The following is a 23859-nucleotide window of genomic DNA, read 5'->3' on the forward strand; positions in this document are numbered from 1 at the left end:
CCGGAGGAAACGGCGGAGGCGCCCAGTGATCCGCATCATGCTCGTTCTGGCGATGCTCGCCGCCACCGCCGGCGCCGTCGTCGCCTATGGCGATCCGAACCAGATCGCGCGCGCCAGCAACTCGGTCACGAAAATGCTGTGGCAACGCAGCCTGGAGCCGGCGCCCGCTGTGGAGATCGCACGCGGCAAGGCCGGTGAATTCGCGCTGCACGCCAAGATCAACGGCGTCAAGGCGCCGATGGTGATCGACACCGGCGCAACGTCGGTGGTGCTGACCTGGGAGACGGCGAAGGCGATCGGCCTGCCGATCGAGATGCTCGAATACAACGTCGAACTCGAAACCGCGGGCGGCCACACCAAGGCGGCGCGGCTGACCCTCGATCGCCTCGCGGTCGGCGGCCTCGTCGAGAAATCGGTCCCGGCGCTGGTGGTGCCGCGCGGGCTGATGAAGACCAACCTGCTCGGCATGAGCTTTCTGGACCGCCTGGAAAGCTGGGGCGTGCAGGCCGACAAGCTGAAGCTGCACGGCTATCCCGAGGTGGCGGGCCGGAGCAAGCGCCGCACGGCGGCGAACTAAGGCGTGGACTCACAAACTAATCATGTCCGCTTGGCCTGCAAGAGCGGCGCAAAAGCAGATATGCTGATATCGACGCGACGGGCCAAGAGCCAAGTTGGCGGGCTCAGTCAATTCGCACGCTTCCAGATCACGTCAACTACGTTTCCAGCCGAAGGACGAACAGTCAGCGTCAATTGTTCTCCGGCAATTGTGACAAAGCGCTTCTGATCCGTGCCATTCCAATTTGGAAAGGAACTGCCCTCGACGTGAATTGCGATGCTGCTGTCTGCCTCGCTTATCGAATATGTTCCGAAGTAAGTTATCGTGCCGTCGGCCGTTTCTTTGTTTTCGTCAGGAGTGCCCTGCCATAGGGCATTGCTCGCGTATTTGGCACGATCTGATCGCATCACAGTGATGATGTATCGCCCGCCCGCATCAAAGAAGGCGATGCCCTTTGGGCTGGTCCCATAACGCTCGACCTTGATGCCGTCACCTTTTTTCTGCTCCCACGAGAGCAGCGTCCAAGTACCAACCAATTGCTCTTTCAACGATTGTTTCTGGCCAAGCGCATCGAATGTCATCATGAACGATCCAAAAGCCGCCGCGATAGTGCATGCCGCGAAAATCACTGCACATTCATTGGTCTCTCCCCGAAGAGACTGATAACGTTGGTCCGGCACCGCAATCCCGGACGTTACCACGTTCAAGCGAAACGAGTAACGGGCATGACCACAAGAACCTTTTGCACGCTTGCCGCCGCCATCTTTGCCTTGATCGCACTTCTGCAGTTGATCCGGATCGTGATGGGATGGTCCGTCACCTTGAATGGCGTGGATGTGCCGTTCTGGGCGAGCTGGATTGCGGTCATCGTGGCTGGCACGTTGAGCTTCGTCGGCTTTCGTGCCGCGATGCGCAGCTAAGGCTGGCAGAGGAATTGTCCGCAAGCGTTACGCTTTCGACTTCGCCGCCTTGCGCGCCTTGTTGACTTCCTCGATTTCGGGCTCGATCGAATTCAGGCTCTCGTAGATTTCTGCGAGCACGGTCTTCAGGTCCGAAACGTTCTTCGACGGAAAATTGCGAACCGCCACTTCCTCGAAATGGATGGCGATCGGGATCAATTCTTCCACCAGCGTCCGCCCCTTGGGCGTGAGGTTGATCGCGACCGTGCGCGCGTTGTCCTTTAGCCGCGTGCGCGTGACGAGGCCTCGCCGCTTCATCTCGCCGATCAGGCGCGACAGCGTCGATATCTCGATCGTCGTCATGTCGGCGAGATCGCCGAGGCGCTGATCGCCCTTTTCCCAGAGCGCGGCCATCACGCGGTACATCGGTAGTGTCACGCCGTAGCCCGCGATGCGCCGGGAAAACAGGTCGCCCATCCGCACGCCGACGCGGTTAAGCATGTAGGGCAAGGAATTCGTTAGCCGGTACAAGATCTTGCATCCCGCTTTGGTGCAACTTTTGCATCCCTCCAATAGCCGGGCGCCGATCATTTTTCAAGGCAATTGTTGCATCTGAAAATTTCCGATTGACTTGTCATTTGCAAATGCAATTATTGTTCACGAAAATTAAGCCGCCGATCAAGAGCGGACCGTGCAGTGGAGGAAACCATGTCGCTGGATTCGGCATCCGACGAATTGCGTGAAACGTTCAAGCGAGCGTTGCGGCGATTTCCGGCCGCCGTGTCGGTGATCACGTCTGCCGACCAGAACCGCCGCCACGGGATGACGGCGACCGCGGTGACGTCGCTGTCGCTCGACCCTCCTTCGCTGATCGTCTGCGTCAACCGACAAACGCTGCTGCACGACATCATGCTGCTGGCGCGCCGGTTTTGCGTCAACGTTCTGCGCCGCGACCAGATCACACTTTCATCCGCCTTCAGCGGCGCGGTGCCGGCCGACGAACGGTTCGGGCTCGGCCAATGGATGACCTCGGCCGAGGGCGTCACCTATCTCGCCGACGCGCAGATCAACATCTTCTGCAAGAAGGCCGCCGCCGTCCCCTACGGCACGCACACGATTTTCATCGGCGAAGCTGAGACCGTGAACGTGCGCGATCCGATCGAACCCCTGATCTACCAGGACGCGACCTACTGCTTCTCGGTGCCACACGACAGCCAGGCTGCGTGATCCGCCAAGCCGCCGCCTTCCAGCCCATCGAAGATACGGAGCAAACCAATGGTATCAGTCGCCCAGTTGAAGAATGTACCCGCGCCGCCGGCCGCTCGCCCCGACATTAGCGAGTTGCGGAGCCGCGTGGCGCAGATCGCGCCGCAGATCAAGGCACGCGCCCACACCACGGAAAAGGCGGGCCGCGTGCCGGAAGAGAACATCACGGCGCTGCGCATGATCGGCTATTTCGATATCGTCAAGCCGGCGATGTTCGGCGGCTACGAGCACGATTTCGACGTGCTGGTCGAACTGAACATCGAGCTTGCGAAAAGCTGCGCCTCGACGGCATGGGTCGGCGGCCTGCTCGCAGCCCATCAATGGCTGATCGCGGGATTTCCGGAAATCGCGCAGCGCGACGTCTGGGATGATAATCTAGATGCGCTGGCCTGCGGCTCCTATGCTCCGGCCGCCAGGGCGATCGAGGTCGACGGCGGCTATCGCCTCAGCGGGCGCTGGTCGTTTGCGAGCGGCTGCGACAATGCGCAATGGTCGTTGTGCGCGGCGCTATTGCCGTCGAAGACGGAAGCCGGCCAGTTTGCGCCGGCCTTCCTGCTGGTGCCGGCCACCGACTACGTCATCGACGATACATGGAATGTCGTCGGCCTTAGCGGCACCGGTAGCAAGACGCTCGTACTGTCGGACGTATTCGTGCCCGCCCACCGCCTGCTGTCGTTCGCCGACACCACATCCGGCAAGACACCGGGCGCCGCGCTGCATGCCGCCAACCCCACCTTCTCAATCCCGATGCTGTCGAACATTCCCTCCTGCCTGGCATCTACCGCAGTCGGCGCCACCGCCGGCGCGTTGGAGGACTATCTTGCCGTTACCTCGAGGCGAATTACGCGCGGCGCGGTGGCGGGCCACAACAACCGCATGGCGGATTTCCCGACCATCCAGTTACGTGTTGCGGAAGCGGCCGCTTCCGTCGATGCGGCGCGCGAAGTGCTGCTGCGCGATCTCAGGGACCGTGCGGCGACGATCCGCGACGGCAGGCCGGTCTCGGTCGAGGACCGCATCGTCAGCCGCCGCGGTCAGGCCTTTTCGGTTGCGCTGGCCATCCGCGCCAGCGAAGCGCTGAACGCCTCGACCGGCGGGCTCGGCCTCGATCTTTCCAATCCGGTGCAGCGCGCCTGGCGCGATGCCAATGCCGTCGGCCGCCACATCAGCATGAACTGGGACGCCGTCGGCACCATGTACGGCCAACTCGCGCTCGGGCTGACGCCGCAAGGTCAATACTAAGGGACAGTACTAACCAGCATCAGACATCAGCGAGGACAATATGCAGGGCAAGATCGCGCTAGAGGAACATTTTGCAATCCCGGACACGCTGATGGATTCGGCGGGCTTTGTCCCGGATTCCTATTGGCCGGAACTGAAGGAGCGCCTCCTGGATATCCAGGACAAGCGGCTGGCCCAGATGGACCGGCATGGCGTCGAAATGATGATCCTGTCGTTGAACGCACCGGCGGTTCAGGCGATCCCGACATCGTCCGCGCCAACGAGATTGCGATCCGCGCCAACGATTTCCTCGCCGAACAGGTGGCAAAACGGCCGTCGCGATTCCAGGCCTTTGCCGCACTGCCGATGCAGGATCCCGATCTCGCGATCGCCGAACTCGAGCGCTGTATCAAGACGCTCGGCTTCCGCGGTGCGCTGGTCAACGGCTTCTCGCAAATCGGCGACGGCAAGCGGCCGGTCTATTACGACCTGCCGCAATACTGGCCGTTCTGGGCAGCGGTGGAGCAGACCGGCCTGCCCTTCTATCTGCACCCGCGCAATCCGCTGCCGGAAGACTGCGCGATTTATGAAGGGCATCCCTGGCTGATGGGCCCGACCTGGGCGTTCGGACAGGAGACCGCGGTCCATGCGTTGCGGCTGATGGGATCGGGATTGTTCGATGCCTATCCAAAACTGAAGATCATCCTCGGCCATATGGGCGAAGGCCTGCCCTACAGCATGTGGCGCGTCGATCATCGCAACGGCTGGGTCAAGGCACCGCCGAAACACAAGGCGAAAAAGAAAATCTGCGACTACTTCAACGCCAACTTCTTCCTGACCACGTCGGGCAATTTCCGCACGCAAACGCTGATCGATTCCATTCTCGAGATCGGGGCCGACCGCATCATGTTCTCGGTCGACTGGCCGTTCGAGAACGTGGACCACGCCTCCGACTGGTTCAACGGCGCCAGCATCAGCGAGAACGATCGCCTGAAGATCGGCCGGCGCAACGCCATCGACCTGTTCAAGCTCGATCTCGGCGACTTGGCCGTCGTCGAGCACGGCATTCATCAAGCCGCGGAATAAGCGGCCTCAAACGACATAATCACCATCTGGGAGGGATACGGCCATGGCCGCGCAGGCAATCGATCTTCACGAAGAACTCGCCGAAGCAAAGGTAGGAAAATTTCACTGGCGCCTCGGCGCCATCATGGGACTGCTAACGCTGTTTGACGGATATGACACGTTCAACCCGGCTTACGTCATTCACTACGTTGCAAAACCGTGGGGGCTACAGGCTGGCCAGGCAGGACTGTTGATTTCCAGCGGCCTGGTTGGATTCCTGCTCGGGGCCGCCATCCACGGCATCATTGCCGACCGGCTCGGCCGCCGCGGCACCCTGCTCGGCGGCTTGTGGATCACCAGCATCTTCACGCTGCTCACCGCGACCTCGGCCGACTCGTTCCTCTCCTTCTGCATCCTCCGGATTCTGACCGGCATCGGCCTCGGCGTGCTGCTGCCGCTCGCGACCACCTACATCAACGAGCTGGCGCCGCGGCGCGTGGCGAACACGTTCGCGCTGTGGGGCGTCGCACTTGGCTGGGCGCTCGGCGGCACCCTCGCCGGGGTCGCCGGTGTATTCGCGACGCCGCTATTCGGCTGGACGTCGCTGTACTGGATCGGCTCGCTGTCGTTCCTGCTGCTTCCCTTCATGCACTTGATGCTTCCGGAATCGCCAAAGTTTCTTGCACTTCAGGGCCGCACCGATGAAATCCGCGACATGCTGACAAAGCTCCGGCCCGAGCGCGCCGGTATTTACGCCTCTGCCGAAATCGCCGTCGGGCAGACCGAGAAGCCGGTCAATTCGGTGGCGGCGCTGCTGCAATCCAAATATCGCCGGACCACGTTCGCGATCTGGGCATCGGCCTTCCTCAGCCTGTTCTGCATCTTCGGCCTGTCGGGGTGGATTCCGACCGTGATGATGCAGCGTGGAGAAACCTTTGCTGCAAGCTTCGGTTTCGGCGCGCTGATGCAGATCATGTCGTTCGTCGGCGCTCTCGTGCTTGGGCATCTCGTCGACAAGTCCGGCAGCAGCCGTGGACTGATCGCGACCTGGTGGGCGATTGGCGGCCTCGCGGTGCTCTCGCTCGTGGTGATGAACGACCACATCGTCAACATCACATCGGTCGCCGCCGCCGGCTTCTTCATCATCGGCGCACAGTTCGTGCTGAACAATTTCACCGCGGCTTCCTATGAGACGGGCGTGCGCGCCACCGCAGTCGGAATGGAGCTTGGGGTCGCCCGCGTCGGCGCCATCCTCGGCCCGTTCGTCGCCGGCGCGCTGCAGCAATATTACCAGAGCCCGACGCCGATGTTCCTGTCGATCGGCGTCTCCGCGATTGCCGCCGGGATGATTATCCTGCTGGCCCGCCGGCCCGTGAGCGCACCATCTGGTAGCCTTGAAGGGGCTGCCGGCTTGCGCAAGGTTGCACAGCCCGCCTCTTGAGCCGAAAGTCCGGCTCCGGGGCGGCCTGACCCTGGAGCCGGTCATTCGTCCGCAAGGAGCAACCATGCAAGACTTCACCTACCAGAGCGCGCCGATGCGGGTGGTGTTCGGCACCGGCACGCTGCGTCAGTTGCCCGATGAATTGTCCCGCCTCGGCGTTACCCGCGCCCTCGTGCTGGCGACCCCGCGGCAGAAAGATCTGGTCGCCGGCATCCGGGAGATGATCGGCGAACGCCTCGCCGGCGTGTTCACCGGAGCGGTCATGCATACGCCCGTCGAGGTGACGGAACGGGCGATGGAAGTCGTGCGCGAGAGCCAGGCCGATGGCGTCGTCGCGATCGGCGGCGGTTCGACCACCGGCCTCGGCAAGGCGATCGCCTTGCGCACCGATCTGCCGCAGATCGTGCTGCCGACCAGTTACGCTGGCTCGGAGATGACGCCGGTGGTTGGCCAGACCAGCGGCGGGATCAAGACCACCCAGTCGAGCCCGAAGATCCTCCCCGAGATCGTGATCTACGACGTCGACCTCACCATGACGATGCCGGCAAAACTATCGGCGACATCGGGCGTCAACGCCATTGCACACGCGGTCGAGGCGCTCTACGCGCGGGATCGCAACCCCATCATATCGCTGATGGCGCAGGAAGGCATCGGCACGCTGGCGCGGGCGCTGCCGAAAATCTGCGCTGAGCCGAGCGACAGGGTCGCGCGCACCGACGCGCTCTATGGCGCCTGGCTCTGCGGCGTCTGCCTCGGCGCGGTCGGCATGGCGCTGCACCACAAGCTCTGCCATACGCTGGGCGGGCTGTTCAATCTGCCGCATGCCGAGACCCACACCGTCATTCTCCCGCATGCCCTCGCCTACAATGCGCCTGCCGTGCCTGAGGCGATGACACGCATCGCCTCAGCGCTTGGCGTCAGCGACCCGGCGCTCGGCCTCCACGATCTGGCGCGAAAGCTTGCCGCGCCGCTGTCGCTGCGCGAGATCGGCATGCCCGAGAGCGGCATCGATCAGGCCGCCGACCTCGCCGTGAAGGATCCGTACTGGAATCCGCGCGCGATCGAGCGAGAGGCGATCCGCGAATTGATCACGCGCGCGTGGCGCGGAGACGTTCCACCAACCGCCCAATGATCCCTCTGGGCTGGACATCGACATGCACGCGCCGCCTAAGCTTTACGCCGCGACCGGCTCCGCCACGCGATCCTCGACCAGCGCGATCGCGTCCCGTAACACTTCGACGCCCGCGCCCGGCCTGGTGCCCTTCTCCGCCAGATGGCGACGAAAGGCGCGCGCACCAGGCACGCCGTGAAACGCGCCGACGAAGTGCCGCGTCATCGAATGCAGCTTTGCTCCTCGCGCCAACTGGTCTTCGATGTAGGGCAACATCGCTTCGAAGACGTCTTTCATCGTCGCGTGAGGTGCCGCCTCGCCGAACAATTCCGGATCGACGTCGAGCAAACGCCACGGCTCCTGATAGGCCGCCCGCCCCAGCATCACGCCGTCGACATGGTCGAGATGCCGCTTGGCCTCGGCAACACTGCCGATGCCGCCATTGATGATAATCGGCACATCCGGCAGCACGGCTTTGAGCCGGTAAACCCTGTCGTAATCGAGCGGCGGGATGTCGCGGTTTTCCTTCGGCGACAATCCGTTGAGCCAGGCCTTGCGGGCATGGACAATCAGCGCGTCCGCGCCGGCCGCAACCACGCCGCGCGCCAGCACGTCGAGCGCCACTTCCGGGTCCTGATCGTCGATGCCGATCCGGCATTTGACCGTGACCGGAATCTTGACTGCGCGCTTCATGGCAGCCACGCCCTCGGCGACCAGCGCCGGCTCCGCCATCAGGCAGGCCCCGAAACGGCCATCCTTCACGCGGTCGGACGGACAGCCGACATTGAGATTGATTTCGTCGTAGCCAAGATCCTCGCCGATCCGCGCCGCGGTTGCGAGATCATCCGGAACGGAACCACCGAGCTGCAGCGCCACCGGATGCTCACTTGGATCGAAGCCGAGCAGCCGCCTCCGGTCGCCATAAATAATGGCGCCGGTCGTCAGCATCTCCGTATAAAGCCGCGCGTGCCGGCTCATCAGACGGTGGAACACGCGGCAGTGCCGGTCGGTCCAATCCATCATGGGCGCGACGGAAAAGCGATAGTCTTGATATTTCAACAGTTTATCATCTTCTTTCGGCGGATTTGCCCCGTTATACTATTTCCGCGAAAATAGTATACTTATCGCGTGTGCGTAATCGACGACCCTCCCATGACAGCGGCCGTAAATGTCACCGCGAACCCGCGGCCATACAAGCCCAACTTCTAAGAAACGTCGCTAGTCGCATCGCCATCCTCCCTAGTCCACCCAAAGGAACGCGATCCTTCTGCCGGGATAGTGGCCGCGTGCACTGACCTCATTATGGAGGAACGGCAACCGAGGGTGCAGTGTCGATTAGTCGTGAATCGGAATTTCGCCACCCGGTGCTTCGACAGCTAACGCGACGCATTATTCACCGAGAACCGGTCGCTGCGAAAAGAGCAAATCCGCCACCACCTGGCGTTTCCAGCGTCAACCGCGACCTAGGAGCGGCGACCACCGTTTCCCGGGGATCAATCGGTACGCCATCCAGCAGCACGTGGCCGGTAGCGCCCGGTTCGCCACCGTGCATGCCGGGTGCTGGCGTGCGCAGCCGATCGGCCATGAAAGACATCGTTACCGGTTCGTCCGCAAGCAAATCAATTTCGAACACCTGTCCATCGCCCCCTCGCGCCTTGCCCTCCCACAAATCTCCCAGGACTTGCTCGGGGATGCGCACGTTGTTCTTGATGATTTCGATCAGCAATTCGTTGATGGCGCCCGCCGTCACCAGTTTTCATCGGCGGGGTACGCAAACCTTCCTCATAGAGGTCACGGGCGCGGGGCTTGGTGTTGGCCTGTTATCGCGCGTCTTCGTCGAAGACGAACTTGACAGAGGAGACCTGGTAAATCACGGAGGTTATTCCTGCGAGGGCAATCTCTGTTATCATCTGGCCGTGCAGCATCGTGTACGGCCCTTAAGCGAGGCTGCGCAGACACTTCATGATTGGATACTTGCGCAAGCAAGGTAACCCTCTCCACTTCAGGAAGCGGCGCTTGCTGATGCCCATGCGCAGTGCTCCAAAGCTTGCGGTCGCGTCGTTCTTACAAGCCATCGGCCCCCAATGAGGCAATACCGATGGAAAGACCTGCATCCAGCGCAAGGGCCGGCCTTGTTGGCGAAAAACTTCCTGCGTGCACGGAGATGCGCCTCCAATGCAAATTCTGCATTGGACGTCCGGGAGAACGCGAACTAGCCTGCTGCGCGCGTGAAGGAGACTTTTCAGATGAAATGCCTGCCTGTGCTGCTCGCCGCCGTATCCATCGCCGGCCTCATCGCCCATGGCGGCTACGCTTTTGCTGCCGAGACGGCCGACCTCGTCATCAGCGGCGGGACGATCTACAGCGGCGCCGACGAGGCGCCGTTCGTCGGCGATGTCGCGGTCACCGGCGACAGGATCGTCTATGTCGGCCCGCGTGCCGGCGCACCGGCGGCAAAGACGACCATCGACGCGCAGGGCATGATCGTTGCGCCCGGCCTGATCGACGTCCACACCCATCCCGAGAGCTATATCCGATCGGGCGATGCGGCCAAGCGGCTGAATGCGCCGTGGCTGATGCAGGGCGTCTCGACCGTGTTCATCGGCGTCGACGGCAGGGGTACGCCCAACGTCGCCGCCGACCAGGCAGAGCTCGAGGCGCAAAAGGTCGGCACCAACATCGTCAGCTATGTCGGCTTCGGCGCCGTCCGCGAAGCGGTGCTGGGCAAGGATGCTCGCGCCCCCTCGCCCGCCGAACTCGATCGCATGAAAGCCCTGGTTGCGAAAGCGATGTGCGAGGGCGCCATCGGCCTTTCCGCCGGACTGTTTTACGCCCCGCAGAGTTTTGCGAAGACGGAGGAAGTGGTAGCGGTCGCGAAGGAAGCGGCGCGCCGCGGCGGCATCTACGACACCCACCAGCGCGACGAGAGCTCGTATTCCATCGGCCTGATGAACTCCGTCAGGGAAGTGCTGCAGATCGGCCGCGAGGCCGAAATGCCCGTACATTTTGCGCACCTGAAGGCGCTCGGCGTCGATCTGCAGGGCCAGGTGCCGGAAGTGATCCGCCTGATCGAGGCCGCGCGCGCGAGCGGCCAGAAGGTGACGGCCGACCAGTATCCGTGGCTGGCGTCGAGCACCAGCCTCGATGCGGCGCTGGTTCCGCGCTGGGCCGTCGACGGCGGCTATGAGGCGATGATCCGGCGTTTCGACGATGCGGCGGCAATGGCGAAGATCCGCGGCGAGATGATCGAGAATTTGCGTCGGCGCGGCGGCGCGGACTCCATCCTACTGGTCAGTGTGGACCGGCCGTGGACAGGCAAGCGACTGTCGGAAATGGCCGACACATGGAGGATCGAACCGATCGATGCCGCCGTGCGTATCCTGCGCGCCAATCCGCGCGACATGATCGCCTCGTTCAACATGATCGACAGCGACGTCGATCTCGTCATGAAGCAGCCCTGGGTCGTCACTTCTTCCGACGGCAACGACGGCCATCCCCGGCAATACGCCACCTTCCCGCAGAAATACGCGGTCTATGTGCGTGAGCGCGGCGTCATCGACCTCAGGACCTTCATTCGACAATCGACCGGCCTGTCCGCCGACATCTTCAAGCTCGACCGGCGCGGCTATCTGCGGCCGGACTATTTCGCCGACGTCGTGGTGTTCGACCCTGCCCGCTATGCGCCGAAGGCAGACTATGTGCGCCCGAGCGAATTGAGCGCCGGCGTGCAGACACTGCTAGTCAACGGCACGCCGGCCATTCAGGACGGCAAGCTGACGCCAGCGGCCAGCGGCCGCGCGCTGAAGCGCACGCCGGCGCCGGGGACTTGTCCCTAGAGATCGGCTCTATCGCGTCGACAGCCCCCATCGCCTTCGGCTTCATGTTGTCGCCGGTGAGACAAGGCCCATGGACAAGAGCGCGATCGCCGAAGTGCTCCGCAAATGTCAGGCGTGGCCGCCACGCCCCGGTTCGGAACCGATCGATCCGCCCGTCTTCACCGCGGGCGCAACAGATCCGCATGTTGGCGCGTTGGCGATGCCGGTGTTCGGCGCGGATTCCAAGTTGATCGGCGTGCTGGCGCTGTCAGGGCCGGTGGCCCGTCTGACGCCCGAACGGGTGAAAAGCATGGGCGCGATATTGTCAAAAGCTGCCTGGAAGCTGACGCGGGCACTTGGCGGTCCCGACGAGCGCACGGATGGTCGGCTGGATGCCGCGGAATAGCCAATCTCACAGCAAGGCTCGGAACTGCACGAATGAGCAGCGAAGGAATGATGCTTTCCACCGCAGTCAATTTCAGACTGTTCGTCAACATTCGCCATTCCCCTTGCCCTCCGAATCTGATCGTGGCGTTGCAGTACCGGACGGGCTCATGCAGTACCGCGCTAGTTTGTACCCCTTGGTCGATCCCATCTACTTCGGCAGCAACGTAGCGTGCCGCTCTCCCCAAGCCCATGGCTTCAGAACCGCAGTCGTAGTTTTGGCGATGGTTAGAGTAAGAAAACTTGCGCGCTGCGGGTGGCGGTTAGCATTCTCGCTATGACAGCCGAAGCTTAGGAAGACGATAGCACCGAAGTCAGACCGCCATCGACAGCAAGGATCTGTCCGGTGATGTGCTTGCCGGCGTCGCTGGCGAAGAGAACCGCGGCGCCTTTCAGATCGTCCTCGTCGCCGATGCGGCGCAGCGGCGCGCCGGCGGCGAGCTTTTCGACACCGACAGCCTCGATTGTGCCCTTCGTCATTCTCGACGGAAAAAATCCGGGCGCGAGAGCATTGGCCGTAATTCCGTAGCGCCCCCAACTACCCGCCAGCGCCCGCGTGAAATTGACCACCGCGCCCTTGCTCGTATTGTAGGCGACCATCTGCATATCCCCGGAACTTCCGAACAGACCCGCGATCGACGCAAGGTTGATGATGCGGCCGTAGTTGTTGGGAATCATTGAGCGCTTCGCGATCTGCTGGCTGAGCAGGAACAGCGAGCGAATGTTCAGATTCATCACCTTGTCCCACGCCTCGATCGGGTGGTCCTCGGTCGGCGCGCCCCAGGTTGCGCCCGCGTTGTTCACCAGAATGTCCACCCGGCCGAGCTTCTTGATCGCTTCGTCAGTGAGTCGCTTAATGTCTTCGTCCCTGGAATTGTCCGCTGCGATCCACTCCGCCTTGATGCCGAGACCGACAAGATGCGCCTGGGCCTTTTCCAGATCCGGCGCCTTGCGAGAGGAAATCACGACCCGCGCCCCTTGCTCACCTAGCGCCTCGGCGATTTGCAGCCCAAGGCCGCGGGAGCCGCCTGTAACAAGAGCATTCTTGCCGGTGAGATCGAATGCCTTCTTGATGCTTCCCATAGTCAAATCCTCAAGCTTGTGGGCGAAGTTCTGCTGCGCGGTTACGTGGGGATCCGCGGAATCCCTATTTGCCGCGGAACACTGCCGAGCGACGTTCCACGAAAGACTGGATGCCTTCTTTCATGTCTTCGCTGTTGAAAACGCGATCCTTGATCTTTGGGATGTAATCGATCGCAGCTCTTTCACCGGCCTCGACGTATTTCAGCGCGGCTTCCTTGGTCACCTGAATGCCGATCGGCGCGTTCTTGGCGATGAGATCCGCAATCTCCATTGCGCGGACGATCTGCTGGCCCGGAGCGACGACTTCCTGAACGAACCCAATCTTGTGAGCCCGGGCCGCATTGAACTCGTCACACAGGAACAAATGATACATTGCATCTCCCCAGCCAGCCCGCGTCAGATAGCGAAAGTGGGCGCCGCCAAGTGGCGCGATCCCGCGCTTTGACTCCATCTGGCAGAACCGGGCGTCATCGGCCGCCACGACGATATCGCCAGCCAGCATCATTTCGATGCCGATCGTGAAACAGATCCCCTGCACTGCCGTCACGATCGGCTTGCGGCACCGGCTTTTCAGCGCGAACACATCGATGTTGCCAGCCTTGATCTCGCTATTCTCAGCCTTGGGCCCAAAGAATTTCGGCATATCCAGTCCGGCCGTGAAATCCGGGCCTTCGGCGCAGAGTACCCCGACCCAGTAGTCGTCCGTTCGGTCGAGAAGCGTCATCGCATCCGACATCTGCGCCATCATCTGCGGACTGAAGGAGTTCTTCTTCGCCACGTTATCGATGATGATCTTGAACACATGCCCGTGCACCTCGGTACGGATCTGGCCGACTTGGGTTTTCGTGTCGTTCATTTGCTGGTCTCCGAATTGATTCCAGGCGACTGCGCAACGACACGGAGGCTCCTCCGGCCGACTGGCGTGCAGCCGATTATTCTTTGCCAGCCAGCTTGGAACGGTCGCCAAAGCACTGGCTACAAAACATTTGGATAGCCCTTATTCAGTGGAGATGCGCCTGCCTCGACACATTTCATCGCTCAGCTCAGCGCCGCGAACGCGGTCCGTTCGAAAGCCATCAGTTCTTCCGTTCGGCCGTCACGTATCTTCAGTAGCCACTGCGGATCCTGAAGCAGCGCCCGCCCCACCGCGACAAGGTCGAACTCCTCGCGATCGAGGCGGCGGATCAACTCGTCGAGGGATGCCGGACGGGAGCTCTCTCCGCCGTATGCGGCGATGAATTCGCCGGTCAGGCCGACCGACCCGACCGAAATCGTCGGCACTCCCGTTACCTTCTTCGCCCATCCGGCGAAATTCAAATCGGAGCCATCGAACTCCGGCTCCCAGAAGCGCCGTTGGGAGCAATGCAGAATGTCGACTCCCGCATCGACCAACGGTTGGAGCCAGGCTTCCAATGCGCGGGGCGTGTCGGCCAGCTTTACTTCATAGTCCTGCTGTTTCCACTGGCTGATCCGGAGCAATATCGGAAAGTCCGGTCCCACTGACGTGCGCACCGCCTGAACGATATCAGCAGCAAACCGGGCCCGGCCGGGAAGGTCCTTGCCTCCATAGCTATCCTCTCGGCGATTGGTGCCCTCCCAGAAGAACTGATCGATCAGATAGCCGTGCGCGCCGTGCAATTCGACGGCATCGAAGCCCAAGCGCTTTGCCGCGAGCGCCGCATCGGCGAAAGCGCGAATGGCGTCTGCGATGTTCTCTTCGCTCATCGGCTCGCCGAACTTCTTCTCCGGTCGCGACAGGCCGGACGGACTGTCGTAGGCACCGGGAGGAGACCAATTCTGGGCGCGCGTGCGAACGGCTCCGACATGCCATAGCTGCGGCGCCATCAGGCCGCCCGCGGCGTGCACCTCGTCGACCACACGCCGCCACCCTGCCAGTTCCTTCTCGCCATGAAAGCGGGGAACATTCGGATCGTTCAGTGAAGCGGGACGATCCACGCCCGTACCCTCCGATATGATGAACCCGACCGCTCCTTCGGCACGGCGGCGGTAGTATCGCGCGACGTCTTCGGTCGGAATTCCGCCCGGAGAGAATGAGCGCGTCATCGGCGCCATCACGACCCGGTTCGGCAAGTTCAGCCCTTTCAGCATGAAGGGCCGGAAAAGTGCGTCGCTGGACATTCGCGCTCCCTGTTTCAAGTCAAAAGGCAAACTTTACTTTTCCTCGGCGCTGAGTACGTTTCCGAACTGCTCCCAGGAACTGCCGGTCCAGCGCTGCAACTGAAGCTGCGTGTACGCCATGCTGCTTTCCAGGCCCGTGTTGATCGTAACGCCCGGTACCAGAGTCGGCAGCGACAGCCCGCGTATGCTCCGCGATTGCTTGACGATGTTCTCGCGCGAGAGATCGTCACCGCACTGCTTGAGCACCTGCTCCAGGATCTGTCCCTGCTGCGTACCGAACAGATAGTTGGCATCACCGACGTCGGCACCCGGCAGGTATTTCGCGAAATGGTCGCGGTACCACTTGATGCCGGGATCATCGGCCCACTTATTGTCGCCCGGATCCTTGAAGATTGTCGCGGCGACGATGCCAACAGCTTTCTCCGGCCCCGCGGGGACGATAGTTGAAGAGACTGAACTCGACACCAAATTGATCAGGAACAACGGCTTCCAGCCGACCTCATCGGCCTTCTTGATAGCCTGAGCCGCGAACTTCGGCGTGCCGGCGACCAGGAACGCCTCTGCGCCAGACGATTTCAATTTCACCACGTGGGAATCGATCGTCGGCTCCGTCACTTCGTACGAGGACGCTACAACCTTCTTGTCGAAGTCGCCTTTCAGGTAGCCTTTGAATGCATTGACGAAGTCCTTACCCAAATCGTCGTTTTGATACAGGATCGCAATCTTTGCGTCCGGCCGGGCCTGGGTGATGTACTTCGCGTAGATTCGCCCTTCCGTGTCATAGCTGGGCAGCCCCGTGGTGGTCATCGGAAATTCGGAGAAGTTCGTGAATTTGGTGACGCCGCTTACTACGAACAGATGAGGCACCTTCTTTGCGTTGACGTACTTGATGGTGGCGCCGATTCCGGGAGTGCCAAGCGGGCCAAACAGGAAGGCCACTTCATCGCTTTCGACAAGTTTCCTGGTCTGCTCCACCGTCTTGGGCGGACTGTAAGCATCGTCGTAGGTGATGAGGTTAATCTTGCGGCCGTTGATGCCGCCCCGATCATTGATCGAATTGATGTAGGCGATCAGACCCTTTCCGGTATTGCTGAGCGGCGATGCTGGGCCGCTAAACGGGAACGTCGCACCCACCTTCACTTCGGCGCTCGTGACGCCTGGCGTTTCCGCACGCGCGTGCGCTGCGACAATTGTCACGCCGATCGCGGCCGCTAATATAGACTTCCTGAACATCGACTTCTCCCTAATCCAGCGACGGGTTGCGTCGCGCACTATTCGTTCTTTTTCCTTGCGGCCTCGGCGACCGACATAGTCTCTCGAGAAGTTACGGCCGGAGCGGCATTCCCTTTGTCCACTGCCTAGCTGGTCCGATACTTTCTGCCTCGGGCTCGCGTTCCATTCCCAGCATGCGATGTGTCAGCCCGCGGCCGTCGCATCGGACACCTTCGCAGCCCCTCGCTCGATCGCGATCTCTCGCAGCTTGTGTTTGAGTATCTTGCCGGTGGAGGCTGAGGGCAGAGCGTCGAGCACGATCAGTTCAGTCGGACGCTTGTACGAAGTGAGCTGTTGGGCCGTGTACGCCTTCAGGTCTTCGGCGCTAACGCTGGTGCCGGGGAGAAGCTGTACGAACGCGACGACCTCCTCATTGCCATCAACCGGTCGTCCCACCACGGCTGATTGGACGACTTGCTCGTGCGCGTTCAGAACCGCCTCCACCTCGGCAGGGTAAACGTTAAAACCGGAGCGGATGATGAGTTCTTTGGTTCGGCCAGCGATGTAGAGATGACCCTCGCCGTTCACCCGCGCGAGGTCACCCGTGTTGAACCATCCCTGGCCATCGATCGCCGCCGCTGTGAGTTCCGGAGCACGATAGTAGCCGAGCATCACGTTGGGGCCTCGGACGTGCAGTTCGCCCACTTCGCCGGTCGCAACGTTCTTGCCCTGCCTGTCCACGATCCGGTGCTCGATACCGGGAAGAAAGGGGCCGACCGACTCGTCTGTGACAGGATGTTCTGAACGAACGCCCGATAGACCCGGCGAACATTCGGTTATGCCGTAGTTGTTCAATAGCGGGATTCCGAATTCGTCCTCGATCCGCTTCTTCAGATCAAGGTCGAGGGGAGCGCCGGCGACGGCCATTATCCGTAGGTTGCCTCGCTCGAGCCGTTGGATGCCCTTGACCGCCTTGTACTCAAGCAGACGCTGATATGTGGCAGGCACCCCGAACAGACTCGTAATCCCCTCCTCGGCGATGGCATGGGCCAGTGCAGCGGGATCGGCCTTGGCCACAACATACAATGTGCCGCCGTGCATCAGCGTGGCGATCAGCAGAATCGAATACCCGACGATGTGGGACATCGGCAGCACGCCGTAGATGCGGTCGGCCGGACCGCTTTGGCGAAGCACTCCCGAAGTCCTTGCGGTAAAGAGCAGGTTGCGGTGGCTCAGCATGACTCCTTCGGTGCGCCGGTTGTGCCCGAAGTGTAGAGAAGGCCCGCGACCTGTCGGTCGCCATCCTTCTCGACCGGCTCCGCTTGCGCATCCGCATTGAGAGGACCAATGCCGATTCCACCGAACGGTCCCACAACGCCAATTTTCGCACCGGCGCGGCTGGCGTGATCTGCGGCTTCCTTCGAAAGCGCTGCGTTGAACAGCACGCGTCTGGCGCCGCTGTGCGTCCCGATCAGATCGATCTCCCTGGCCGAGAGGCGGGGATTAACCGCAATGCCCCATGCATCGAGCTTGCTCGCCGCGAAGAGCATCGCCCCCAGAGCTACGCTGTTCTCGCTCGCAATCATCACGCGATCGCCAGGCCCGATCCCCAAATCCGAGAGATCCTTCGCGGCGGCGTCGACTGCTTCCGAAAACTGCCGGTAGCTCCACGAACGTCCCCCTTCAACGAAGGCGGGATGATCCGGGATCTCCCGGACGAAGGGCGCGTAGACCTCGTGCACTCTTGAAGGCAGGCCATCGAGCAATTCGGCCGCAGTGAGTTCGTCCACGCTCCTCATGCCATCCTCCCTCGCGCCCTCTTTTCGGAAGCGCTGCGCGGCCCCCTTCAAACGGGCAGGTCCGCTCCTTCATGTCGATCGGCAGATCGAGTAAATAGTTCTAAAATAGAACTGTCAAGTCGAATGACTGTTTATCGGTTTTGAAGGGCACGCCTACGTCGATCGTACGCCCCTAATTCCTATTTGGAATTCGACGTCACGACGAAAGTCGTTCGGATAAATCCATGGGATAAGGCTCGCTTGTGGCACATGCCTGCGAAAGCGGCAGAGCCGTGGCACCTGAAGCGATAGCTTTCCGCTCATGATAGAGCGCGTCAGCGTTCGACGGGAAGAACCCGAGCCGGCAATGGAAGTGGCGCGAGCGTGAGACGTCTCAACTCGACCGAGGCAGGCGATGTGTATGCAGGACAGGTTTCTGCGATCACTCATTCAACCGTTACAGGGCGCATGCGTTTAGCTGGCGATCTTCAGGCGCGTGGTGTGGCTGAGGGACGCCTTCAATTGAACCTCCATATTGCTTGCCCCAACCCCGAAGCGAAAGCAGTACGGGCCCGAGGCTCTGGCCGAAGGCAGATTTCATATTCCACCTTCGGAGGAATCTGCGGATAGGCATGGCGAACGATCACGCCATCGGCCTCCAACTCACGCAGCTGAAGGGTCAATATCCTCTGTGTAGCGTTTGGGATCGCTCGGGAGAGTTCCATGAACCGCTTCTTGCCAGCGAAGAGATGAAACAGGATCAGCGGCTTCCACATGCCGCCAATGACAGATAGTGTTACTCCGACCGCACATCCGCTTTTCGCGTCAAACCTTTTTGGACGCATGGAAACCTCCATAAATGATCGTGCGTTCTGACGGCATGCCCGGAGCCTGAAGCCTATTCGATGGCACCGAACGCTTCGGTCACACTCGTCCCCTTTGAAGGATTTGGATGTTACCGTCGATGTTTAGATCCAAATATGCATATCACATGACGACCACAATACAATAGTTACCCTCCTCCAATAGCGGCAGGACCTCGGCAGAGAGTTCGTCGACAGCCCGCGCCAGAGCGACCGCACGGATGAGCTTCGGCGTAGCAGGTTGCCTGCTCGCCCTCTGGGCCGCCACGTCGCCATGTCAGGCCCGCTGTCATATCGGCCAAGGCCGGGCTCCACGCTTTGGCACGCGTCGGGTACGTCCATAAATGATAGTATCCGCTTTAATTGTGCCTTCTTGCGATCAAGCGGCGCGACCCTAGCTGCGTGGACAGCGAAACTCCAATCTAGGATATGGCGATGGCGTTCAAGGCGCTGCTGGCTGCAAAGACAGGTGAGAAGATTTCGACCAGCGTGGTCGAAATGAACGAGCAAGATCTCATGCCTGGCGACGTTACGGTTGCAGTCGATTATTCGACCGTGAACTACAAGGATGCGCTGGCCATTAGCGGGCGCGCAGAGATCATTCGCCAGTTTCCCCTCATTCCCGGTATCGATCTTGCTGGAACGGTAGAGGCATCCTCCTATCCCGGCATCGCCGTCGGAGATCACGTTGTCGCCAACAGCTGGGGATTGAGCCAGACCCACCATGGCGGTTACGCCCAGAAAGCGCGGCTGAAGGGCGAATGGTTGGTCAAGATTCCGGCGCCGTTTTCAACGAAGGACGCCATGGCGATCGGTACGGCCGGTTACACCGCGATGCTGTCGGTGCTGGCCCTCGAACATGGCGGCATCACACCGCAGCGTGGTGACATCCTCGTAACCGGTGCCAATGGCGGCGTCGGTTCGATCGCGATCGCTCTCCTCGCCGATCTCGGTTATCGCGTCGTTGCATCGACGGGACGTCTTGAGGAAGCCGATTACCTGCGGAGTCTCGGCGCGGCTGATGTCATCGATCGACAAACGCTTTCGGAGCTGGGAGCACCAATCTCACGCGAGCGTTGGGCTGGAGCAGTCGACTCCGTCGGCAGTCATACGCTGGTGAACGTATTGGCGCAGACGCAGTACCGCGGCGTGGTGACGGCGTGCGGCCTGGCTCAGGGTGCCGATCTTCCCGGAACGGTTCTGCCGTTCATCCTGCGCAATGTTACTCTTGCTGGAATCGACTCGGTGAATGCCCCGCAGGAGGCGCGAATCGAGGCATGGTCGCGTTTGGCTCGCGATCTGGACGTGAACAAGCTCGCCCGAACCATGCAGGTGGTCGGCCTCCCAGAGGTCCCCGAAGTGGTGCGCCAAATGTTCGCGGGGAAGGTCCAGGGCCGCACGGTCGTCGACGTGAATGCGTAGCCGTGTTTGCGACCCGCTTGGTCATACCTCGACGAGCATCGAACCACGCGGCGTCGAAACAAACAGTAGGCCCCCGCTCCCTTGGAGACCATCGGAATGCGTATTCTGAAACGATCAGGCGCTCTCGCGCTCACCCTGACTGCCGCACTCATGTTCTCCGGGGCCTGGGCGGATAATGCCTCACCTGTCGGCTTGTGGAGAAATCTCGATGACGCCAGCGGCAAACCGAGAGCACTTATCCGCATCACGGAATCAAATGGCACCCTGCAGGGCAAGATTGAGAGGGTGTTCGGCGCGCCGTCCGAAGATCGGAATCCGAAATGTGAAAAATGCGAAGGCGCGCTCAAGAATGTGCCGGTAATCGGCTTGGTGATCCTGAGCGGCCTGAAGAAGGAAGGCGCCGAATATACCGCCGGCAAAATCCTCGATCCGGACAATGGCAGGGTCTACCGCAGCAAAATCCGGCTGACCGACCGCGGCAAGAAGCTCAACGTGCGCGGCTACATTGGCGTATCAATGTTGGGTCGTTCGCAGATTTGGGAGCGCCAGGAATAAAACGCGTCCTCGCTCATCTGCTTACGACGCGCATAGGAGCACGAAAACATGACTCAATCGGATCAACACGACACTCCACCTTCCGTACAGGACGTCGCAATCATCGTTGGGGGCGGCCCGGGCATCAGCTCAAGTTGCGCCAGACTGTTCGCTGAAAACGGCATGCGTGTAGGGATCGCAGCCAGGAATCCGGACAAATCGGTCCTGCAGAATCTGGAGAAGACGCACGACGTGCGCCGATACGCGTGCGATGCTACCGAACCAGCGGCCGTGGAATTGCTGTTCCAGAACGTCGTTCGAGACCTGGGAGCACCCACGCTGGTCGTGCATAATATCGACGGCCGCGTTCCCGGCATTTTCCGCAAGGGGATTACCGAAGCCGATCCAAGCATGGTGCTCGAGACACTTCGTAACTCGGCATTCAGCGCGTATTTGGTGGGTCAGCAGGCTGCTCGACTCATGCGGGAAAACAGACCAAGCCCCGGCGGAACGAAAGGAACGATCATCTTCACGAACGCAAGCGCTGCGCTCAAAGGTTTCCCGTTGAGCGGCGCCTTCGCGATGGCATGTCATGCCAAGTCCGGCCTTGCACAGAGCATGGCAAGGGAATTGATGCCGGAGGGGATCCACGTGGCAAATGTGCCGATTGACGCGGCGATTGGCTGGACTCAGGAAGACGGTACCCGCGCGCACCGACTGGCGGGAACGACTGTCGACGACAACATGGCTGACCCGGACCGCATCGCCGAAACCTATCTGCATCTGCATCGCCAGCATCGGTCGACGTGGGCGTTCGAAGTCGTGCTGCGGCCGTGGGTCGAGAAGTGGTGACTAGCGCCCGCGCGGAGCAGACCTACGTCGCTCCTGAACAGGATCGTCAGCTTCCAGGAAGGTTGGAGAGAGAATACTATGAAGGCATCCAGTTCTTCCAGTTACCTCGGATCGGGGACGCGCTACATCGATGCGCCGAATCTCTCGATCAGTGTTGGGGGGACTACTTTTGCCTATCGCGACCTGGGTCCCCGCAGTGGCGTGCCGCTAATTCTTCTTAACCATTGGGGCGCAGTTCTGGACAATTTCGATCCGCGGATTGTCGACGGCCTCGCCAGCAAGCATCGCGTGATCGCAACCGATTACCGGGGTATCGGTGCGTCGGGCGGAACGGCGCCTGTGACGATTGATGAGATGGCTCGGGATGCGATTGCCCTGATCCGCGCGCTGGGCTTCGAGAAGGTCGATCTGCTCGGCTTTTCCCTCGGCGGATTTGTGGCGCAGGATATCGTGCTGAAGGCACCGGACCTCGTGCGAAAACTCATTCTGACCGGCACGGGCCCGGCGGGCGGCGAAGGCATCGACAAGGTGGGACCAGTGTCCTGGCCACTCATAATCAAGGGCTTGCTGACGCTGCGAGACCCGAAATTCTACTTGTTTTTCACGTCCACGGCCAATGGCCGCCGAGCCGCAAAAGCCTTTCTGGAACGGCTGAAAGAACGCAAGGCAAACCGGGACAAAGGACCTACGCCCGGCGCCTTCTTGCGGCAGCTCAAGGCGATCACTGCTTGGGGCCGGCAGGCGCCTCAAGATCTCGGAAGCATTCGGATCCCGGTGCTGATCGCGAATGGCGATAACGACATCATGGTGCCGACCGTAAACAGCATCGATATGGCGCGCCGTATCCCGGGCGCGCAACTCGTTATCTACGACGATGCCGGGCATGGCGGGATTTTCCAGTACCACGCCGATTTCGTGCCGAAGGCCCTGTCCTTCCTTGACGCCTGACGCCGCGACGCAATTGGAGAAGACACCATGAAGGCATTCGTTGTCGACAAATACAAAAAGAAAGGCGCTCTGCGCCTGGCCGACGTGCCAGAGCCGGAGTTGCGGGACGATGATGTCCTGGTTCGAGTTCATGCAACTGCGGTGAATCTACTGGACTCCAAGGTCAGGGACGGAGAATTCAAGCTCATACTGCCGTATCGTCCGCCTTTCATTCTGGGGCACGATGTTGCCGGGATAGTCGTCAGGATCGGCCCCAAGGTCAGGCGGTTCAAGGCGGGCGACGAGGTCTATGCACGGCCGCGCGATCATAGGGTCGGAACATTCGCGGAATTCATCGCCATGAATGAAACGGACGTGGCGCTAAAGCCCAAGAACATCAGCATGGAAGAAGCCGCTTCCATCCCACTGGTGGGGCTGACCGCCTGGCAGGCGCTGGTTGAGGTGGGCAAGCTGAAACCCGGTCAAAAGGTCTTCATTCAAGCCGGCTCCGGTGGTGTGGGGACTTTTGCCATCCAACTCGCCAAGCATCTCGGCGCGACAGTTGCGACAACGACGAGCACGAAAAATGTCGAGTTGGCAAAAGGTCTCGGCGCAGATGTGGTCATCGACTATAAGACGCAGGATTTCGAGAAGGTTTTGTCGGGCTACGAGCTGGTCCTGCACAGCCAGGACACCAAGACGCTTGAAAAATCTCTGCGCGTGCTGAAACCGGGTGGCCTCCTCATCTCGATCTCGGGGCCGCCCGACCCAGAATTCGCCAGGGAATTAGGGTTGAACCTGTTCCTGAAACTAGTGCTGCGCCTGCTGAGCCGGGGTGTGCGCAAGAAAGCCAAAAGCCTTGGTGTGCACTTCTCATTCCTGTTCATGCGGGCCCAGGGGCAGCAGTTGAGCGAGATCGCTTCCCTTATCGAATCCGGCGTAATCCGTCCGATCGTTGATAGGTCTTTCCCGTTTGAGAAGACCGGGGATGCCTTGGCCTACGTCGAGACTGGGCGCGCGAAGGGTAAGGTCGTCATCAGAGTCGGGCAATCGATCGAGGGCGGCTCATAGCCGGATATCTCCATCACGCATGAGCCGATGGTAAACCGGCCGGAAACACCTGCGATCGCCGGCAAGAATGTCTTGTGCCCCGACGTCTCGGCGCTGACGATTTCTCAATCGACCAAGCTCAAGCGCTCTTCGATGTGAACGTTTTTGGAGTGATCCGCTA

The 23859-nt window shown here is 61.0% G+C and carries 23 protein-coding genes and 2 pseudogenes; 14 read left to right on the forward strand and 11 right to left on the reverse strand.

Annotation, left to right across the window (positions count from 1 at the left end; all coding sequences use genetic code 11):
- Window positions 1-25 precede the first annotated feature (25 nt).
- The gene (locus ACFXS9_RS01660) at window positions 26-577 is read left to right on the forward strand and encodes a TIGR02281 family clan AA aspartic protease (RefSeq protein WP_392684406.1); all 552 of its coding nucleotides are present in this window, start codon (window positions 26-28) and stop codon (window positions 575-577) included.
- A 107-nt stretch (window positions 578-684) separates the two neighbouring features.
- Here the strand turns inward: ACFXS9_RS01660 and ACFXS9_RS01665 are convergent, their stop codons facing one another.
- Complete coding sequence (locus ACFXS9_RS01665) at window positions 685-1140, reverse strand: lipocalin-like domain-containing protein (RefSeq protein ID WP_392684409.1); 456 nt, start codon at window positions 1138-1140, stop codon at window positions 685-687.
- Window positions 1141-1281: 141 nt separating this feature from the next.
- Here ACFXS9_RS01665 and ACFXS9_RS01670 point away from each other — a divergent pair, with 141 nt between their 5' ends.
- On the forward strand, window positions 1282-1476 hold the full coding sequence (locus ACFXS9_RS01670; RefSeq protein WP_392684412.1) for a hypothetical protein: 195 nt from the start codon (window positions 1282-1284) through the stop codon (window positions 1474-1476).
- A 27-nt stretch (window positions 1477-1503) separates the two neighbouring features.
- On the opposite strand, the gene ACFXS9_RS01675 is transcribed toward ACFXS9_RS01670, so the two are convergent.
- Complete coding sequence (locus ACFXS9_RS01675) at window positions 1504-1956, reverse strand: MarR family winged helix-turn-helix transcriptional regulator (RefSeq protein ID WP_392687177.1); 453 nt, start codon at window positions 1954-1956, stop codon at window positions 1504-1506.
- Window positions 1957-2163: 207 nt separating this feature from the next.
- Here ACFXS9_RS01675 and ACFXS9_RS01680 point away from each other — a divergent pair, with 207 nt between their 5' ends.
- The 5 genes and pseudogenes from ACFXS9_RS01680 (at window position 2164) to ACFXS9_RS01700 (ending at window position 7580) form a co-directional block, all read left to right on the forward strand.
- Window positions 2164-2682, forward strand: a complete 519-nt coding sequence (locus tag ACFXS9_RS01680; protein ID WP_392684414.1) for a flavin reductase family protein — start codon at window positions 2164-2166, stop codon at window positions 2680-2682.
- A gap of 48 nt (window positions 2683-2730) precedes the next feature.
- On the forward strand, window positions 2731-3963 hold the full coding sequence (locus ACFXS9_RS01685; RefSeq protein ID WP_392684416.1) for a flavin-dependent monooxygenase: 1233 nt from the start codon (window positions 2731-2733) through the stop codon (window positions 3961-3963).
- A 40-nt stretch (window positions 3964-4003) separates the two neighbouring features.
- Window positions 4004-5028, forward strand: a pseudogene (locus tag ACFXS9_RS01690) (amidohydrolase family protein).
- 43 nt (window positions 5029-5071) lie between these two features.
- Window positions 5072-6448: an MFS transporter gene (locus tag ACFXS9_RS01695; protein ID WP_392684419.1), complete on the forward strand. Its 1377-nt coding sequence runs from the start codon at window positions 5072-5074 to the stop codon at window positions 6446-6448.
- A gap of 64 nt (window positions 6449-6512) precedes the next feature.
- Window positions 6513-7580, forward strand: a complete 1068-nt coding sequence (locus tag ACFXS9_RS01700) for a maleylacetate reductase (protein ID WP_392684421.1) — start codon at window positions 6513-6515, stop codon at window positions 7578-7580.
- A 42-nt stretch (window positions 7581-7622) separates the two neighbouring features.
- Here ACFXS9_RS01700 and dusA read toward each other — a convergent pair whose 3' ends face one another.
- On the reverse strand, window positions 7623-8621 hold the full coding sequence (dusA, locus tag ACFXS9_RS01705) for a tRNA dihydrouridine(20/20a) synthase DusA (protein WP_392687180.1): 999 nt from the start codon (window positions 8619-8621) through the stop codon (window positions 7623-7625).
- Window positions 8622-8952: 331 nt separating this feature from the next.
- Window positions 8953-9309 carry a hydantoinase B/oxoprolinase family protein gene (locus ACFXS9_RS01710; protein ID WP_392684423.1) on the reverse strand — a complete coding sequence of 119 codons (357 nt, stop codon included), beginning with the start codon at window positions 9307-9309 and terminating at the stop codon, window positions 8953-8955.
- Between the two features lie 496 nt (window positions 9310-9805).
- Here ACFXS9_RS01710 and ACFXS9_RS01715 point away from each other — a divergent pair, with 496 nt between their 5' ends.
- Both ACFXS9_RS01715 and ACFXS9_RS01720 read left to right on the forward strand, forming a co-directional pair.
- Entirely contained in the window at window positions 9806-11395 is a 1590-nt protein-coding gene (locus tag ACFXS9_RS01715; RefSeq protein WP_392684426.1) for an amidohydrolase family protein, read from the forward strand.
- A 70-nt stretch (window positions 11396-11465) separates the two neighbouring features.
- Window positions 11466-11780, forward strand: coding sequence for an IclR family transcriptional regulator C-terminal domain-containing protein (locus tag ACFXS9_RS01720; protein WP_392684429.1), 315 nt, complete (start codon window positions 11466-11468; stop codon window positions 11778-11780).
- Window positions 11781-12109: 329 nt separating this feature from the next.
- Here ACFXS9_RS01720 and ACFXS9_RS01725 read toward each other — a convergent pair whose 3' ends face one another.
- The 7 genes and pseudogenes from ACFXS9_RS01725 to ACFXS9_RS01755 all read right to left on the reverse strand — a co-directional run bounded on the left by ACFXS9_RS01725 (window position 12110) and on the right by ACFXS9_RS01755 (window position 18806).
- Complete coding sequence (locus ACFXS9_RS01725) at window positions 12110-12901, reverse strand: SDR family oxidoreductase (protein WP_392684431.1); 792 nt, start codon at window positions 12899-12901, stop codon at window positions 12110-12112.
- 64 nt (window positions 12902-12965) lie between these two features.
- A complete protein-coding gene (locus tag ACFXS9_RS01730; RefSeq protein WP_392684434.1) occupies window positions 12966-13757 on the reverse strand; it encodes a crotonase/enoyl-CoA hydratase family protein in 792 nt (263 codons plus the stop codon).
- Window positions 13758-13939: 182 nt separating this feature from the next.
- Window positions 13940-15040 (reverse strand): NADH:flavin oxidoreductase, encoded by a 1101-nt coding sequence (locus ACFXS9_RS01735; RefSeq protein WP_392684437.1) that lies wholly within the window; start codon window positions 15038-15040, stop codon window positions 13940-13942.
- 33 nt (window positions 15041-15073) lie between these two features.
- Window positions 15074-16273: an ABC transporter substrate-binding protein gene (locus tag ACFXS9_RS01740; RefSeq protein WP_392687183.1), complete on the reverse strand. Its 1200-nt coding sequence runs from the start codon at window positions 16271-16273 to the stop codon at window positions 15074-15076.
- 183 nt (window positions 16274-16456) lie between these two features.
- Window positions 16457-16924, reverse strand: coding sequence for a class I adenylate-forming enzyme family protein (locus tag ACFXS9_RS01745; protein ID WP_392687186.1), 468 nt, complete (start codon window positions 16922-16924; stop codon window positions 16457-16459).
- Between the two features lie 45 nt (window positions 16925-16969).
- Window positions 16970-18051 (reverse strand): annotated as a pseudogene (locus ACFXS9_RS01750) (class I adenylate-forming enzyme family protein); the annotation flags it as partial.
- A 497-nt stretch (window positions 18052-18548) separates the two neighbouring features.
- A complete protein-coding gene (locus ACFXS9_RS01755) occupies window positions 18549-18806 on the reverse strand; it encodes a winged helix-turn-helix transcriptional regulator (RefSeq protein WP_392684439.1) in 258 nt (85 codons plus the stop codon).
- A 522-nt stretch (window positions 18807-19328) separates the two neighbouring features.
- On the opposite strand from ACFXS9_RS01755, the gene ACFXS9_RS01760 reads away from it, so the two are divergent.
- The 5 genes from ACFXS9_RS01760 to ACFXS9_RS01780 all read left to right on the forward strand — a co-directional run bounded on the left by ACFXS9_RS01760 (window position 19329) and on the right by ACFXS9_RS01780 (window position 23699).
- Window positions 19329-20315 (forward strand): MDR family oxidoreductase, encoded by a 987-nt coding sequence (locus ACFXS9_RS01760; protein ID WP_392684442.1) that lies wholly within the window; start codon window positions 19329-19331, stop codon window positions 20313-20315.
- A 96-nt stretch (window positions 20316-20411) separates the two neighbouring features.
- The gene (locus ACFXS9_RS01765) at window positions 20412-20870 is read left to right on the forward strand and encodes a DUF2147 domain-containing protein (protein ID WP_392684444.1); all 459 of its coding nucleotides are present in this window, start codon (window positions 20412-20414) and stop codon (window positions 20868-20870) included.
- Window positions 20871-20918: 48 nt separating this feature from the next.
- On the forward strand, window positions 20919-21701 hold the full coding sequence (locus ACFXS9_RS01770) for an SDR family oxidoreductase (RefSeq protein WP_392684446.1): 783 nt from the start codon (window positions 20919-20921) through the stop codon (window positions 21699-21701).
- 78 nt (window positions 21702-21779) lie between these two features.
- Window positions 21780-22649 carry an alpha/beta fold hydrolase gene (locus ACFXS9_RS01775; protein WP_392684449.1) on the forward strand — a complete coding sequence of 290 codons (870 nt, stop codon included), beginning with the start codon at window positions 21780-21782 and terminating at the stop codon, window positions 22647-22649.
- A 27-nt stretch (window positions 22650-22676) separates the two neighbouring features.
- Window positions 22677-23699, forward strand: coding sequence for an NADP-dependent oxidoreductase (locus ACFXS9_RS01780; RefSeq protein WP_392684452.1), 1023 nt, complete (start codon window positions 22677-22679; stop codon window positions 23697-23699).
- Window positions 23700-23859: the final 160 nt, after the last annotated feature.

It is taken from the genome of Bradyrhizobium sp. RDI18, assembly GCF_043203335.1.
Classification (GTDB): Bacteria; Pseudomonadota; Alphaproteobacteria; order Rhizobiales; family Xanthobacteraceae; genus Bradyrhizobium; species Bradyrhizobium retamae.

What these genes read in the sequence shown, in the direction of transcription:
- ACFXS9_RS01665 (WP_392684409.1), bottom strand. Translation starts at nt 1,140, where the DNA reads ATGATGACATTCGATGCGCTTGGCCAGAAACAATCGTTGAAAGAGCAA.
- ACFXS9_RS01670 (WP_392684412.1), top strand. Translation starts at nt 1,282, where the DNA reads ATGACCACAAGAACCTTTTGCACGCTTGCCGCCGCCATCTTTGCCTTG.
- ACFXS9_RS01675 (WP_392687177.1), bottom strand. Translation starts at nt 1,956, where the DNA reads ATGCTTAACCGCGTCGGCGTGCGGATGGGCGACCTGTTTTCCCGGCGC.
- ACFXS9_RS01680 (WP_392684414.1), top strand. Translation starts at nt 2,164, where the DNA reads ATGTCGCTGGATTCGGCATCCGACGAATTGCGTGAAACGTTCAAGCGA.
- ACFXS9_RS01685 (WP_392684416.1), top strand. Translation starts at nt 2,731, where the DNA reads ATGGTATCAGTCGCCCAGTTGAAGAATGTACCCGCGCCGCCGGCCGCT.
- ACFXS9_RS01695 (WP_392684419.1), top strand. Translation starts at nt 5,072, where the DNA reads ATGGCCGCGCAGGCAATCGATCTTCACGAAGAACTCGCCGAAGCAAAG.
- ACFXS9_RS01700 (WP_392684421.1), top strand. Translation starts at nt 6,513, where the DNA reads ATGCAAGACTTCACCTACCAGAGCGCGCCGATGCGGGTGGTGTTCGGC.
- ACFXS9_RS01715 (WP_392684426.1), top strand. Translation starts at nt 9,806, where the DNA reads ATGAAATGCCTGCCTGTGCTGCTCGCCGCCGTATCCATCGCCGGCCTC.
- ACFXS9_RS01720 (WP_392684429.1), top strand. Translation starts at nt 11,466, where the DNA reads ATGGACAAGAGCGCGATCGCCGAAGTGCTCCGCAAATGTCAGGCGTGG.
- ACFXS9_RS01725 (WP_392684431.1), bottom strand. Translation starts at nt 12,901, where the DNA reads ATGGGAAGCATCAAGAAGGCATTCGATCTCACCGGCAAGAATGCTCTT.
- ACFXS9_RS01730 (WP_392684434.1), bottom strand. Translation starts at nt 13,757, where the DNA reads ATGAACGACACGAAAACCCAAGTCGGCCAGATCCGTACCGAGGTGCAC.
- ACFXS9_RS01735 (WP_392684437.1), bottom strand. Translation starts at nt 15,040, where the DNA reads ATGTCCAGCGACGCACTTTTCCGGCCCTTCATGCTGAAAGGGCTGAAC.
- ACFXS9_RS01740 (WP_392687183.1), bottom strand. Translation starts at nt 16,273, where the DNA reads ATGTTCAGGAAGTCTATATTAGCGGCCGCGATCGGCGTGACAATTGTC.
- ACFXS9_RS01745 (WP_392687186.1), bottom strand. Translation starts at nt 16,924, where the DNA reads ATGCTCGGCTACTATCGTGCTCCGGAACTCACAGCGGCGGCGATCGAT.
- ACFXS9_RS01755 (WP_392684439.1), bottom strand. Translation starts at nt 18,806, where the DNA reads ATGTGGAAGCCGCTGATCCTGTTTCATCTCTTCGCTGGCAAGAAGCGG.
- ACFXS9_RS01760 (WP_392684442.1), top strand. Translation starts at nt 19,329, where the DNA reads ATGGCGTTCAAGGCGCTGCTGGCTGCAAAGACAGGTGAGAAGATTTCG.
- ACFXS9_RS01765 (WP_392684444.1), top strand. Translation starts at nt 20,412, where the DNA reads ATGCGTATTCTGAAACGATCAGGCGCTCTCGCGCTCACCCTGACTGCC.
- ACFXS9_RS01770 (WP_392684446.1), top strand. Translation starts at nt 20,919, where the DNA reads ATGACTCAATCGGATCAACACGACACTCCACCTTCCGTACAGGACGTC.
- ACFXS9_RS01775 (WP_392684449.1), top strand. Translation starts at nt 21,780, where the DNA reads ATGAAGGCATCCAGTTCTTCCAGTTACCTCGGATCGGGGACGCGCTAC.
- ACFXS9_RS01780 (WP_392684452.1), top strand. Translation starts at nt 22,677, where the DNA reads ATGAAGGCATTCGTTGTCGACAAATACAAAAAGAAAGGCGCTCTGCGC.